The organism is Brucella rhizosphaerae (assembly GCF_002252475.1).
Classification (GTDB): domain Bacteria; phylum Pseudomonadota; class Alphaproteobacteria; order Rhizobiales; family Rhizobiaceae; genus Brucella; species Brucella rhizosphaerae.
The window spans coordinates 950,068-964,638 of sequence record NZ_NNRK01000034.1 but is presented as its reverse complement, the minus strand read 5'-3'; the positions used below and the strand labels follow the sequence as shown (position 1 = coordinate 964,638).

Genomic DNA, 14,571 nt, shown 5'->3' with positions numbered 1-14,571 from the left:
GCGCATCGCGTCCGAAAGCCGCTTGGTACTTTCGGGATGCACACCCTTGGCTTTACCCTCTCGCAGAGTTGAAGACTGTCGCATATGCGTCCAATTGTCCAAAATTACCGTGCCAGACGCCTTCACAATATTTACTTTAACGTAAACGTCAATTTTTAAACAATGCTGCGAGTGCTTGTGGGCTATTGTGACGCAACTTCAAATATCGGTATCCAAGCCCGAGTCCCACTTTTACGAGACATGTTGTGTTTGTCCCAAAATCGGTTCCCACTTTTGGGAGACATGCCGTGCAGGGTTTACGCATGCCTTTGTCCCAAAACCGGCTCCCACTTTTGGGAGACATGCTTTAATCACTCTATGAACCGGAATTATTCGCCACACACTTGCAATTAACACCAAAATTCGCCACCTCAATCTGTGAGGTAAAAACATGATCGATGACCGGGAAACATTGGATATGGAAGGTCTGCTCCGCTTTTACGCGGAAGCGGGCGTTGACATGCCGCTTTCCGACACGCCTATCGATCGCTTCGCGGAGCCGCAACGCCAGCCAGCAAAACCAGCAGCGGCACAGGAAAACAGATCTGTCCCACAGGCCGACCGTGCGCAACAACAGCAACCACGCCCGGCAGCAGTTCCCTCGCCTACAAGCCGCCCTGTTCAGGCTGCGGCTGATGTTCCGGACAGCACACAGATAGCGCTCGCTCGTGAAGCTGCTTCCCAGGCAGCGACACTGGAAGAACTGCATGAAAAGCTTGCGGCATTTGACAGCTGCAATTTGAAGTTCACCGCCAAAAACCTCTGTTTTGCCGATGGTGACCCATCGTCGGACATCATGTTCGTTGGTGAAGCTCCCGGCCGTGATGAGGATATAGAAGGACTGCCATTCGTCGGTAGATCCGGACAACTTCTCGACCGGATGATCGAGGCCATCGGCCTCAAGCGTGAGAATGTTTATATCGCCAACACAATTCCATGGCGGCCACCGGGCAATCGAACCCCCACACCTGTCGAAACAGAATTGTGCCGTCCGTTTATCGAACGTCAGATTGAGCTTGCAGCGCCCAAAATACTGGTCGCACTGGGCGGTCCGGCAGGCAAGGCTCTGACGGGGGCGACTGAAGGCATCCTGCGCCTGCGTGGCAATTGGAAAGTGCATCGCACGGCTTCGGGCGTGGAAATTCCTGTCATGCCTACATTGCACCCCGCCTATCTGCTGCGCACGCCTGCACAAAAGCGCTTTGCCTGGCGTGATTTTCTCGCGGTTAAAATGAAGCTAGCCGAATTAGGCGATTGATATTCCTTCATTTCAGTGGCATCGCCAGCAAGACTGTCACCAACATGCCGCAAACATGCAGTAGTTCGCATTTTGAACGACGCCTGACGGTAACAGGTATTCTTTAAATATAGTCCTCGTGGACAATATAGCCCTTCGTGGAGTTTATCATGGCTGGACAGCTCCTGCCCATAGCCGCCTTGTTGGCAAGCACATTTCTCATGCTGCTTGCAGGCGGGCTTGCGGGTATTCTCCTGCCCATCCGCGGCGGGATCGAAGGCTGGTCAACCACGACTATCGGTTGGATGGGAACGTCCTATTCACTCGCTTTCACGATGGGCTGCATCCTGATCCCGCATCTGGTGCGACGCGTCGGTCATGTGCGCGTGTTTTCAGCCCTGCTGACACTCCTCTCGATTGCACTGCTCCTGCATTCTTTGATCATAAGCCCTTATGCGTGGATGATCTTTCGTGGCATCGCAGGCTTCTCGCTTGCCGGTTCCTACATGATTATCGAAAGCTGGCTGAATGAGCGCGTTACAAACGAAACGCGTGGCAAGATTTTCTCGTTCTACATGATCATCACGATGCTTGGTCTGATGTGCGGACAATATATTTTGCCCTTTGGCGATGCGACGACCGTTACACTCTTCATTGTCTGCGCCATCATCTATGCAAGCGCCCTGCTTCCGACCACACTTTCAAGTGCGCAGTCGCCAAACCCGCTCACTCAGGCTTCGCTCGATTTGAAAGGCCTTTATCGACGCTCGCCGGCTGCAGCCATCGGTTCATTCATTGCCGGTATTGTTGCTAGCACATGGAGCTTTCTCGCCGCGATCTATGGCGAAATGAATGGGCTTACGACCTTTGGCATTGCGACCATGCTTGCCTGTGCCATGATCGGTGGCGCAATTTTTCAGTACCCGATTGGCCGTGCATCAGACCTCGTAGACCGTCGAATTGTGATGGTCATAGCAGGTGTTATTGGGTTTGTGCTGTCGGCTATCATGCTGTTAATCCATCCAACATCACCTTACACGCTTTACATCATGATGTTCCTGTTCGGCTCTGTGCTCTATCCTATCTACAGTCTCAATGTAGCGCACGCCAATGACTATGCCGATACCAATGAGTTCGTGAAAATCTCCGGCGGCCTTCTGATCATTTACGGCTGCGGCAGCGTGCTTGGACCGGCAATTTCAGGCCCGATGATGGATCTCATCGGCGCGTCCGGCTTCTTCGTGACCATGGCTGTTGCTTATGCGGTTTACGGACTCCACGCTTTCTGGCGTATCCGCCGGTTCGAGCGTCCTGCAATCAGTGATCAGAAAACAGAATTCAAGTTCCATACACCCGATGGTCAATCGACGCCGGAAACAATGCAGCTCGACCCGCGCGCAGAAGGAACGCCGGGGCAAGCGTGATCTTGTCCTGGTATAAAAGACTACTGTGACTGTTGCGGTGTGTTCGCCTTGTGCGGCTCTATCGCCAGCTGATGCTCGCGATAGATGATATAACCACCGGCTGTCATCACAATTGCACTGCCTAACAGCATCTCGAAGGTCGGAATATCGCCAAAGAATAGAAACCCGATACCCAAGCCGAGCAGCATCGATGTGTATTCAAATGGTGCAATCGTGCTCATTGGTGCGTGTCGATAGCATTCCGTAAGCAATATCTGGGCGATGCCGCCGGCAATCCCCGCCCCTATCAGCATTGCGAGCTGAGGCCAGCTTGGCATGACCCAGCCAAATGGAACACTGACCAGTGCAATGACACTGGCTGAAATCGAGAAATAGATAACGATTGTCGATGTGCGCTCTGTCTGCACAAGACGGCGCACCAGCATCATTGCAAAAGCAGCCATTGCTGCCCCACCGAGGGCCGCAAGCGCACCCATGGCTTCGTTGTGCCCTACATTGCCTTCCGCAAATAACGTCATGCGTGGCCAGATAATGATCATGACACCAAGCAGACCTATGATCACCGCACTCCAACGATAAAGCCTGACGACTTCATGCAAGATAAGAGCGCCCAGCACCACAGCAATGAGCGGTGACGCGTAATTGATGGCGATGGCTTCAGGCAAAGGTAGCTTTGTCAGCGCATAAAAGCTCAGCGACATAGCACCCACACCAACCATCCCGCGCCAGAAGTGGCTGAAGCCGTGGCGCGTTTGAAGAATGCCAGACAGTTGTCCCCGTAAAGCAAAATAGACAAGGATCGCCAGCACTGCGAAGAATGAACGGAAGAAGATCAGCTGACCAAGAGGAATGCCCTCAGCAGCCTTGAGCAAAGTCGACATTCCCACAAAAACAGCAACCGAAGCGACCTTAAGGCTGATCCCCAGCATGGGGTTGTTCTGAAGCAGATCAGGCTCGCTGGTTTCGCTGACCTGAACATTTGCGGAGGCCGCGTCCGGAAGGGACTTCACAACGCAATTCCTTAAACGGGAGATAAAGTGCAAGGCGGGAAATTATAGTTATTGCGCTATCCATAGGCCGGTTCGCAATAAAGTGCCAGCCAAGCAGAGATCAGTAGGTAAAAAATATTGAGCAACTTCGCTTTTCTTGTCGTTTGCTAAAAAGCCGGATACGACTCTTGCATCGAAGTGCTTGGGGCGCCGTTTGATTTGATTAAATCGTATAGGCGCTCTCGTAATTTATTTTAACGCGTATCTCGTCCAAAAATCGCTTCAGAATTTTGGGCTGCGCTCCAAAGAAGAGTTTCGCAATGCGTACTGAAACCGGCCATACATTCCGCCTCGAAGATTATCGCCCTACCCCTTACGCCATTCCAGAAACGAAACTCGACTTCATACTTGAGCCGGAAAAGACGATTGTCAAAGCCCAGCTGACCATCGAGCGGCGCGCTGAAACGCCTCCAGGAACGCCACTTGTTCTGGATGGAGATGAGTTGAAACTGATCGGCTTGAGCCTCAATGGTACACCACTGGGTGACAATGCTTATTCAGCGACACCCGATCAGCTCGAAATCACCGATCTACCCGATGCAGACCGCTTCACGCTGGAGATCATCACAGAAGTCAATCCGACCACGAACCGCCAGCTCTCGGGGCTATATCGGTCGAGTGATGTCTATTGCACACAGTGCGAAGCGGAAGGCTTCCGACGCATCACCTATTATTATGACCGCCCTGATGTGCTTTCGGTTTATACCGTACGTGTTGACGCTGAGAAGATAGCCGCGCCGATTTTGCTCGCAAACGGCAATCCCGTCGAACATGGCACTGTATCAGGCGATGTGGATCGACATTTTGCCATCTGGCACGACCCGCACCCGAAGCCGTCTTATCTGTTTGCCCTTGTTGCAGGTTCACTTGACGTCGTGAAGGACCACTTTACCACGCAATCAGGTCGCCCGGTCGACCTCGCTATTTATGTCGAACATGGCAAGCAGGATCGCGCGCTTTACGCCATGGATGCGCTCAAGCGCTCCATGCGTTGGGACGAGGAGAAATTCGGGCGGGAATATGATCTTGATGTCTTCAATATCGTTGCCGTATCCGACTTCAATATGGGGGCAATGGAAAACAAGGGCCTCAACGTCTTCAACGATAAGTATGTACTCGCTGACTCCGATACCGCAACAGACGTGGATTATGCAGGCATCGAAACTGTTATAGCGCATGAATATTTTCATAACTGGACCGGCAACCGCATTACTTGTCGCGACTGGTTTCAGCTCTGCCTCAAAGAAGGTCTGACCGTTTATCGCGATCATGAATTTTCTGCGGATGAGCGCTCGCGCCCTGTGAAGCGCATCGCGGAAGTGAAAATTCTCAAGGCGCAGCAATTCCCGGAAGACAGCGGTCCTCTTTCGCATCCGGTACGCCCTCGCGAGTATAGCGAGATCAACAATTTCTACACAGCTACCGTTTACGAAAAAGGTTCAGAAGTGGTGCGCATGATCCGCACCATCATTGGGCCCGATATGTTCCGCAAAGGTATGGACCTCTATTTTGAGCGTCATGATGGTGAAGCGGCAACCATCGAAGATTTCATCAAAGTCTTTGCCGATGTATCAGGACAGGACTTCTCACAATTCGCGCTCTGGTATGATCAGTCTGGAACTCCGAAAGTCGAAGCCAGCTTCGACTTTAATGCCGCAAAAGAAACTTTCACTATTGAGTTCACACAGTCGCTCGCGCCCACACCGGGCCAGCCGACAAAAAAGCCAATGCATATTCCGATTGCCTTTGGTCTTCTCGGATCAGACGGCAAAGACATTGAGCCCTCGTTGGTTGCAGGTGGTGAAGTGCATGATGGCATCATCCATCTTCGTCGCTCTACTGAAACGATCGTCTTTCATGGCATCAAGCAACGTCCCGTCCCGTCATTGCTGCGCGGTTTCTCTGCACCGATCAATCTGGTTTCACCCCTCACGGCGGAAGACCTCATATTCCTGGCGCTGAATGACAGCGATCCGGTCGCCCGTTGGCAAGCTCTTACCGGCATTTTCACACAGGCCCTGCTGGACGGCGCCAAGCGTGTACGTGGTGGATATGAGCCGGAGACTGACGACAGAATCATTGAACTTGCGGGACGCGTTGCCTCGGATGAGACGCTTGATGCGGCGTTCCGTGCTCTTTGCCTCACCTTGCCGACCGAAGGCGATATCGCGCGCGAAATGGGACACAATGTCGATCCCGACGCAATTCGCGCAAGCCGTGACCACCTCATCGCTGCGATCGTTTCCGCTTATGCACGCGATTTCGCATCGCTTTATGCAAGCTTGCAGCAGGAAGGAACGTTCTCACCAGACGCAATACCGGCTGGCAAGCGCGCCTTGCGCAACGTGCTTCTCGACTATCTCAGCCGATACGAAAACAGCCCTGCCCGGGCAGCTCAGCAGTTTGCCGATGGCGATAACATGACCGACCGCGCAGCCGCTCTGAGCGTATTGGTGCATCGTTTCGGAGACAGCCACCAGGCGCAGGGAGCACTTGCATCGTTCGAGAAGCGGTTCGGCGACGATGGGTTGGTGATGGACAAATGGTTTATAGTGCAAGCAACTCGCCCCGGGGAAAAGGCGCTTGATGCCGTTCGGGCACTCACCAAGCACAAGCTTTTCTCTTTCGACAATCCGAACCGTGTGCGCGCGCTGATTGGCGCATTCTCAGCCAGCAATCCAACCGGCTTCAATCGGAAAGATGGGGCAGCTTACGCCTTCTTTGCCGACATCATTCTGTCTATCGACCCTGAAAACCCGCAGCTGGCGGCACGCCTGCTTACTGCTTTGCGGTCATGGCGTTCGCTGGAAGATACCCGTCGCGAGCATGCACGTGCTGCGCTGGCACGCATTGCCGGAGCATCGAAGCTCTCAACCGATCTTCGCGACATCGTGGACAGAACTCTGGCCTGATTCGCGAATCATACATTGCGATTTGCTAATCTGTTACACCCGGCCCAGAAATGGGCCGGGTGTAACAGTCCCATCGTTATTCAAGCAAAGCCAGATATAGCCTGCAAAAACTTACGGCTTTCGTGAGTCTTTTCATGATGTTAGATGGACCGCTTCCGAAACTGATTCCGCTTAACAGATTGAGATTCAAAAGAAAAACCGATTGCGTCAGTGGTGTTTTTTACATCTCGTTAACGAATTCACTGGACAGCGCGAATCACTTTTGATTCATTGAAGCTGTTCGGAGACGGCGTATTCCGAAACATTTTGAGTAGAGATTTCAGTTCAAGCAGTTTCGGGCGGACAGCGCTTCTGGCGCATCTTGGGAACTGTAACGGCAAATCAAGAGGGACCAACAGATGGCGAGCACCGACGCGTACGACGCGACGGCGGGGAAGCATCGCGACTCCGGACGAAAGCGGAAGAAAGGCAGGCTCTCAGGGCATGCCAAGCTTCTTGCAGGTCCTGCCTACGGCAAGTTCGTGGCAGTCGAGCCCGTATTGCGCCGTCTTGTTCCGGCTCTCATTATCATCTTTCTGATCATACTCGGCGTGGCGCGCGTTTTCTCGATGTTGTCATGGCGCGAAGATATTGAATTGCAGCACAAAGCCGCCTTGTCCGCAGCAACGGCAAATCTGGCGCAAATGATCGAGCGTGCTGCCAACGGCACACAAGCTGGCGCACAAATGGCGCCCAAAGATCTAGATAATACGATTGCTGAATTTCGTTCACGCGGCCTTTCTTCCAGCGGCATGACGATTGCTCTGGTCAATGACGATTCAGTCATCGTCACGGCCTCCGGGCCTGCAACAGACATCGTTGGAAAACAGGCCGATGATGTATTCAGCGATATCCAGCCTTTGTTCATGTTTGCAGAACGCGCCGGTGTTCTGACCGTCGTCATGAGCGGTGAAGCTGCATATGGTACTGTGTCAAAACCAATGACCGTGCCTTATGCGATTATTGCAGCTGAGCCGGAAAGAACGATCTTTGCGGAATGGAAGCGCGCCGTATCGCTCAACGTGACACTCTTTGCAGGCACGACCGGGGTCATGTTCGCGATCCTTTATGCATATTTCAGTCAGGCAGCGCGTGCTCGCGAAGCCGATGATTTATCCGGTCAGATTCAGCGTCGTATTGATATGGCGCTGGCACGCGGTCGTGGTGGTCTGTGGGATTGGGATATGGCGCGTGGACGTATCTACTGGTCACGTTCCATGTATGAGATGCTCGGCTATGAGGCGCAGGATGCTGTGCTCGCCTTTGGTGATGTATCGGCAATTATCAATCCAGAAGACGGCGATCTTTATTCGATTGCCGAACAGGCTGCGGCTGGCGACATTTCGCATGTGGACCGCGTCTTCCGTATGCGTCATGCCGATGGTTCGTGGGTGTGGATGCGGGTTCGTGCGGAAATCGCATCTGAGAATGATCTGCACCTCGTCGGCATTGCATTCGACGTCAGTGAGCAGCATCGCTTTGCACAGCAGACGGCAGAGGCCGACATGCGTATCCGCGAAGCTATCGAAAATATTTCCGAGGCATTCGTTCTCTGGGATTCCAATAACCGTCTGGTGATGGCCAATTCCAAGTTCAGTGAATATGCAGGTCTTCCGGTCTGGACACTGAAGCCCGGTGTGCCACGCAACGAAGTTGATGCCCATACACGCCCGTTCAGCTTTGAACGCCGCATGGCGAATGAGCATAACCGTGCTGGCGGTCAGACTTTTGAACGTCAATTGAGCGATGGTCGCTGGCTACAGGTCAATGAACGCCGCACACAGGACGGTGGTCTGGTTTCAATTGGTACCGACATTACCCAGATCAAGCAGCATCAGGAACGTCTTGTCGATAGCGAACGTCGTCTGATGGCAACAATTCACGACCTCTCAATTGCCCGAAAGGGTGAGCGCGACCGCGTGCGTGAACTATCCGAACTTGCTCGTAAGTACGGACAGGAAAAGGAACGCGCGGAAGCTGCAAACCGTGCCAAGTCTGAATTCCTTGCCAACATGTCTCACGAACTGCGCACGCCACTCAATGCAATCATCGGCTTCTCCGAAATGATTCAGGCTGGCACTTTCGGGCCACTCGGTTCGGACCGCTATGAAGAATATATCAACGACATTCACACCAGCGGCAACTTCCTGCTGAACGTTATCAATGACATTCTCGATATGTCGAAAATCGAAGCAGGCCATTTCTCACTCGACCGTGAAGAAATCGATCTATGCCCGCTGATAAATGAAACCGTGCGCATGATCTCGCTTCAGGCGGATGAAAAGAACATCACGGTTGAGACCCGCATTGAAGAAGCCATGCAGCTCAATGCGGACCGCCGTGCAGTCAAGCAGGTGCTGATTAATCTTCTGTCCAATGCGGTGAAATTCACATCCCACAATGGTCGTATCACGGTGCGCGCACGCAAAACCGGATCGGCTCTGTTCATGACCATTCAGGATACGGGCGTCGGCATTCCGAAATCCGCTTTACGTAAAATCGGTCAGCCATTTGAGCAGGTCGAGAACCAGTTCACCAAGTCGCATAGCGGTTCGGGTCTGGGTCTTGCGATTACCCGCTCACTCGCGGAACTCCATGGTGGCTGGCTGCGTATCCGTTCGACCGAAGGCGTTGGAACTGTGGTCTCGGTCTGCATTCCGGACCGGAGGCAAGCTATCGCTTCCAGTCAGCATAGTGAGATTCACGCAGCTTAATTAGACTATGAGCTTATCAAAGCTGGCTCGAACATGCGCGGCAAGTTCCGTCAGATGATGCTCAACGCGTTTGATGTCTGGCAGTTCGGCAGCGCGACAGAGAATATCAATCATTCCGGGAATGAACTCTTCGCGCGTTGCGTCGCTGCCAAGGCAAAGACGAATCGTCTGGCTGAGATTGGTATAGAAGCGATGCGCTTCAACCAGAGTATCAATCGTAGCCGGATCGGCGAATGAGGGATCAAGTTCGGCGAGCACTTCCTCAGTTGCAAGAGGACGCGGGTTCTTTGCGACCTTTCCAACAAGAACCGCGAACTGAGCGATGAACTCCAGATCGACAATACCACCCGGTTTCAGTTTGAAATCCCAATCGTCGCGTGGTGGCTTTTCCTGATAGATAAGATCGCGCATTTCACGCACATCCTTGGCGATCTTCTGTCTATCGCGCTTGGTAGAGAGCACTTCGTCAATTTCATCCTTGATGAAATCTATAAATGCAACGTCGCCATGAATTGGGCGTGCGCGCGTCAGTGCCATATGCTCCCATGTCCAGGCTTCTGTGCGCTGATACTTTCCGAATGATTCAATATGCGTAGCGACAGGGCCTTTGTTGCCCGATGGGCGCAATCGCATATCGACTTCGTAAAGCACGCCCTCAGCGGTCGGAGCGGAGAGTGCCGCGATGAGCCGCTGTGTGAGCCGGATATAATATTGCGATGGAGCCAGCGGCTTGTCGCCGTCCGATTCCTCAGTATCCTTGTCGTGATCATAAAGCAGGATCAAATCGACATCGGAGCCGGCTGTCAGTTCGCGACTACCGAGCTTACCCATGGAGAGAAGTGCAGCCTTGGCACCTTTTATTTTGCCGTGGCGTCTTTGTAATTCGGCTTCGACGACCTCAAAGGCTTTCCCGATCATCAATTCAGCAAGATCAGAAAAGGCGCGACCGGCGCGGACGCCATCAATTGCGCTTGTCAGAAGACGAATGCCGATAAGAAAACGGTGCTCGGCTGCAAAAATACGCAGGCGGTCCAGCACTTCCTCGAAATCTGTTGCAGCACCCAGAAATGCGCGCAACCGTTCTTCAAGATAGACCCGGGTCGGCACTTCAGAAAAAATCGCCGGATCGAGCAGGCCGTCGAAAACATGCGGCTTGCGTGTGATGATTTCAGCTAGTCGAGGAGCCGCGCTCATGATCATCACAAGGAGATTGAGAAGACGCGGATTTGATTGCAGCAGACTGAAAAGCTGAATGCCTGCAGGCAGACCTTGCAAGAACCCATCGAACCGCAAGAGTGAGTCGTCGGCACGCTCGGTTGCAGCAAAAGCTTGCAGCAAGGCCGGGGTCAGCTCTGTGAGGCGTTCTCTTGCTTCGGCTGATTGCGTGGCGCGATAGCGACCGAAATGCCAGGTACGAATAACACGGCAGATATCGCTGGGGCGCTCATATCCCATAGAGGTAAGGGTTTCCAATGTGCCCGGATCATCGACATCGCCGGTGAAAACGAGATTGCCACTGGAGGAACCAAGATCTGGCGCTTGTTCAAACAGCGCTGCATAGTGCTTTTCGACAACCTTCAGTGCCGACAGAAACACTTCGGAAAACGCTAACGTATCGGCATAACCCATCATATGCGAAACGCGGGCGAAGCCCTCATCGTCTTCCGGCAGAATATGGGTCTGTTCGTCGGCAATCATCTGGATGCGATGTTCGACATCGCGCAGGAAGTAATATTCCTTGGAAAGGCAATCTCGGGCTTTCTCACTGATCCAGCCGCGCTCTGCAAGTTTTCCCAGCATCGGAACCGTCTGATTGCCACGCAGTTCCGGGAACCGTCCACCCGCAATCAATTGCTGCGTTTGCACAAAGAACTCAATCTCGCGGATACCGCCGCGACCGAGCTTCACGTTGTGACCGCGAATGGCTATGTCGCCGTGCCCCTTATGGGCATGGATTTGCCGCTTGATGGAATGGACGTCGGCAATCGCTGCATAGTCGAGATATTTACGCCAGACATATGGGGCGAGCTCGGCCAACACCTGTTTGCCAGACTCTCTATCACCGGCCACAGGACGCGCCTTGATCATGGCCGCACGTTCCCAATTCTGACCACGTCCTTCATAATAATGAAGAGCTGCACCAACGGGGATTGCCAGAGGCGTCGAACCCGGATCTGGACGTAAACGCAGATCAACGCGGAAGACATAGCCGTCTGCGGTGCGATCTTGAAGAATGCGCACCAAACGACGCGTCATACGCGAGAACGTATCGACGCATTCATAGGGGTCGCCGATTGCCGGTCTCGTTTCATCAACAAAGACGATCAGATCAATATCGGAAGAATAGTTGAGCTCACGCGCACCGAACTTACCCATGCCAAGGACGATCCAGCCGCATTCCTTGTCCGGGTTTTCACGATCAGGCAGTTTGATCTTACCCGCAGTGTCGGTATCGCGAAGGAGGAAACGGATAGCAGCGCCGGTGCAAGCCTCGGCAAGATCAGTGAGCCAGCTCGTCGTTGCTTCCGTGTTAAAGACTTGTGCCAGATCGCAAAGTGCTATCAGCACATGCGCCTCACGCTTTCGCTGGCGCAGATTGCTCATCAGAGAAGCTTCAGTGACGCCGTCTTCCGTGCCGTATGCGGTAATCTCGGAAAGAATATTGGCGAGCGCCTCTTCAGGCGTCAAAACCGCAATTCGATCGAGAATACGCGGTTGACGGATCAGGGATTCGCGAATGAAAGGTGACAGATCAAGGACCGCTGCGAGAAAGCTTCTGGCTTGCTTATTGCCTAAGAGCTGAGTGACGTGACCAAGCTCCTCTTCCTTTGCCCGTTCTTCAAGATCGGTCAGAAAGGATTGTGCTCGTTCAGAATCAAGCGGTGTCAGCCCACAAAGGTTACGGTCGAAAAGCAGTTCCTTTGAATTTTCAGCCGCCATGATCCCCTCTAGCATGTCACTTTAAGATTGTGTGTCCTTTGGCAACGGAAACTCAAGCACTGCACGCAGGCCGGGTCCATTATCTTCCAGACGCAGAGCGCCACCGTGCAATTTCATAACCGCCTTGGCAAGGCTTAAACCAAGCCCTGATCCCGGCTGTGTACGGCTTTCCTCAAGCCGCACAAAACGTTCGGTTGCCTGCTCGCGTTTATCTTCTGGAATGCCTGGGCCGTTGTCAGCGATCACAATGCGCACCCATTGTGAATCACGCTCCATGGAAAGTGTAACGACTGCTGGGTTCTCGCCTGAGAGCGCATATTTGATGGCATTATCGACGAGGTTGGAGACGGTCTGACCGACGAGTTCACGATTTATATGCAGCGGTGCATCATCGAGCGCACCAAGGGTCAATGTAGCACCCGCATCTTCGGCTACTGGCTCGTACATTTCAGCTACATCGCTGACAATTGATGCCACCGACATATTCTCAAGGTTCTCAGCGGAATAGCCTGCTTCAAGACGAGAGATCATCAAAATCGCATTAAATGTGCGGATCAGCTGATCGGATTCACCGATGATGCCGTCCAACGCCTCCCGATATTCAGGACCAGCCTTTTTGCCTGATAGCGCTTCTTCAGCCCGGTTGCGCAGGCGTGTAAGTGGCGTCTTGAGGTCGTGCGCAATATTATCGGAAACCTGCTTCAGACCTTCATTGAGTTCAAGAATGCGGCCAAGCATGACATTGAGATTGCTGGAGAGACGATCAAACTCATCACCGGAACCATTGACCGGCAGTCGCCCGGTTAGGTCGCCATCCATAATGCGCTGCGAAGCGCGCGAGACTTCATCGATACGCTTGAGTGCGCGACGTCCGACGAAGAACCAGATCAGAAGTGCGCCGACCCCCATGATACCGAGAGCGAGCATGAGTGAACTGCGTACAAGATCACGGAAGCGTTCCGGTTCGCCCAGATCACGACCAACGAGCAAGCGCATGCCATTGGGCAGTGCAATTACGACTGCTATCGCACGGTGTTCAGTCTCAGTTCCCTGCTCGCCATAGCGGCGATACTTAAAAGCGCGTTCGACAATACCATCCGTGTCCAGCACGCCCGGTTCAACACCTTCAACATTGCCAGACAGGATGCGCCCAGTTGGGTCTGCCACAAGATAGAGATAGGCGCCGGGTTGCCGGGAACGATAATCAATCGTGCGCACAAGTTGCGGAATACCACCCCGCGAATAGGCCTTGCCGATACTCGCGACTTCCTCACCGAGCGCTTCCTGAGTCTGACTATTGATAATGGAAGCAGAAAGGTTGGTCATGTAGAAGACCAATGCCACCGCTCCAACGGCAAACAACAGGAGATAGAGCGTTGATAAGCGCGCCGCCGTCGTGCGCATGAGCGCAGAGAAACGACCCATCATTCCGCCTTGGCGCTCGCAACAGAGGCTTTGGTGCGCCCGGCTTTGAGCATATAGCCCGCGCCACGCACGGTGTGCAGCAACGGAACGTCAAAGCCTTTTTCTATTTTGCTGCGAAGCCGCGAGATGTGCACGTCAATTACATTGGTCTGAGGATCGAAGTGATAATCCCAGACATTTTCAAGCAACATCGTGCGCGTAACGACCTGCCCCGCATGACGCATCAGATATTCAAGCAGGCGAAACTCTCGTGGCTGGAGCGTGATATCGACATCTTGTCTGCGCGCCGTATGGGCCAGCCTGTCGAGTTCCAGATCTCCAACGCGATAGATCGTGTCAGCCTCGCGCGGACTTGACCGGCGTTGCAGAACTTCCACGCGTGCAAGCAATTCAGAAAATGCATAAGGCTTGGTCAGATAGTCATCACCACCTGCACGCAGCCCCGTTACCCGATCGTCCACTTCGCCAAGAGCAGAAAGGATAAGGACTGGCGTTTCCATGCCTTTGGCGCGCAGACCGGCCACAACGGAAAGACCGTCGCGCTTGGGCAACATGCGATCTACGACCAGCACATCGTAATTGCCGTTTTCAGCCAGCGCATAACCAATCTCGCCATCACCGGCGATATCGGCTGAATGTCCGGCCTCAGTAAGGGCCTTCTCCAGATAGCGGGCCGCTTCGCGGTCGTCTTCGATAACGAGAATCTTCATGGCGATACTATAGACCAGATCATTGGTTAAAATGAAGGAATGCCAGACGGGTTCTCCGTCTGGCATTTTATTTCAGATAGCC

At 53.3% G+C, this 14,571-nt stretch carries 8 protein-coding genes; 4 read left to right on the top strand and 4 right to left on the bottom strand.

The genetic code is table 11. The features are described from left to right. Positions 1–430: 430 nt before the first annotated feature. Both CEV32_RS21695 and CEV32_RS21690 read left to right on the top strand, forming a co-directional pair. Positions 431–1,297, top strand: a complete 867-nt coding sequence (locus CEV32_RS21695; RefSeq protein WP_094579131.1) for a uracil-DNA glycosylase family protein — start codon at positions 431–433, stop codon at positions 1,295–1,297. Positions 1,298–1,446: 149 nt separating this feature from the next. Continuing rightward, positions 1,447–2,700 (top strand): MFS transporter, encoded by a 1,254-nt coding sequence (locus tag CEV32_RS21690; protein WP_094579130.1) that lies wholly within the window; start codon positions 1,447–1,449, stop codon positions 2,698–2,700. Positions 2,701–2,720: 20 nt separating this feature from the next. Here the strand turns inward: CEV32_RS21690 and CEV32_RS21685 are convergent, their stop codons facing one another. Beyond that, positions 2,721–3,629 carry a DMT family transporter gene (locus CEV32_RS21685; RefSeq protein ID WP_094579218.1) on the bottom strand — a complete coding sequence of 303 codons (909 nt, stop codon included), beginning with the start codon at positions 3,627–3,629 and terminating at the stop codon, positions 2,721–2,723. A 380-nt stretch (positions 3,630–4,009) separates the two neighbouring features. On the opposite strand from CEV32_RS21685, the gene pepN reads away from it, so the two are divergent. After that, positions 4,010–6,661 carry an aminopeptidase N gene (gene pepN, locus CEV32_RS21680; protein WP_094579129.1) on the top strand — a complete coding sequence of 884 codons (2,652 nt, stop codon included), beginning with the start codon at positions 4,010–4,012 and terminating at the stop codon, positions 6,659–6,661. Between the two features lie 398 nt (positions 6,662–7,059). Further along, positions 7,060–9,414 (top strand): PAS domain-containing sensor histidine kinase, encoded by a 2,355-nt coding sequence (locus tag CEV32_RS21675; RefSeq protein ID WP_094579128.1) that lies wholly within the window; start codon positions 7,060–7,062, stop codon positions 9,412–9,414. On the opposite strand, the gene CEV32_RS21670 is transcribed toward CEV32_RS21675, so the two are convergent. The 3 genes from CEV32_RS21670 to CEV32_RS21660 are packed head-to-tail and all read right to left on the bottom strand — an operon-like array spanning position 9,415 to position 14,489. Further along, entirely contained in the window at positions 9,415–12,354 is a 2,940-nt protein-coding gene (locus CEV32_RS21670; RefSeq protein ID WP_094579127.1) for a bifunctional [glutamine synthetase] adenylyltransferase/[glutamine synthetase]-adenylyl-L-tyrosine phosphorylase, read from the bottom strand. Positions 12,355–12,375: 21 nt separating this feature from the next. Continuing rightward, positions 12,376–13,782, bottom strand: coding sequence for a sensor histidine kinase (locus tag CEV32_RS21665; RefSeq protein ID WP_094579126.1), 1,407 nt, complete (start codon positions 13,780–13,782; stop codon positions 12,376–12,378). Next, positions 13,779–14,489 (bottom strand): response regulator transcription factor, encoded by a 711-nt coding sequence (locus CEV32_RS21660; protein ID WP_094579217.1) that lies wholly within the window; start codon positions 14,487–14,489, stop codon positions 13,779–13,781. The genes CEV32_RS21665 and CEV32_RS21660 overlap by 4 nt, the downstream gene beginning before the upstream one ends. Positions 14,490–14,571 lie beyond the last annotated feature (82 nt).

Excerpts from the sequence above, each read along its gene's own strand:
- CEV32_RS21695 (WP_094579131.1), top strand. The coding sequence starts at position 431 with ATGATCGATGACCGGGAAACATTGGATATGGAAGGTCTGCTCCGCTTT.
- CEV32_RS21690 (WP_094579130.1), top strand. The coding sequence starts at position 1,447 with ATGGCTGGACAGCTCCTGCCCATAGCCGCCTTGTTGGCAAGCACATTT.
- CEV32_RS21685 (WP_094579218.1), bottom strand. The coding sequence starts at position 3,629 with ATGCTGGGGATCAGCCTTAAGGTCGCTTCGGTTGCTGTTTTTGTGGGA.
- pepN (WP_094579129.1), top strand. The coding sequence starts at position 4,010 with ATGCGTACTGAAACCGGCCATACATTCCGCCTCGAAGATTATCGCCCT.
- CEV32_RS21675 (WP_094579128.1), top strand. The coding sequence starts at position 7,060 with ATGGCGAGCACCGACGCGTACGACGCGACGGCGGGGAAGCATCGCGAC.
- CEV32_RS21670 (WP_094579127.1), bottom strand. The coding sequence starts at position 12,354 with ATGGCGGCTGAAAATTCAAAGGAACTGCTTTTCGACCGTAACCTTTGT.
- CEV32_RS21665 (WP_094579126.1), bottom strand. The coding sequence starts at position 13,782 with ATGATGGGTCGTTTCTCTGCGCTCATGCGCACGACGGCGGCGCGCTTA.
- CEV32_RS21660 (WP_094579217.1), bottom strand. The coding sequence starts at position 14,489 with ATGAAGATTCTCGTTATCGAAGACGACCGCGAAGCGGCCCGCTATCTG.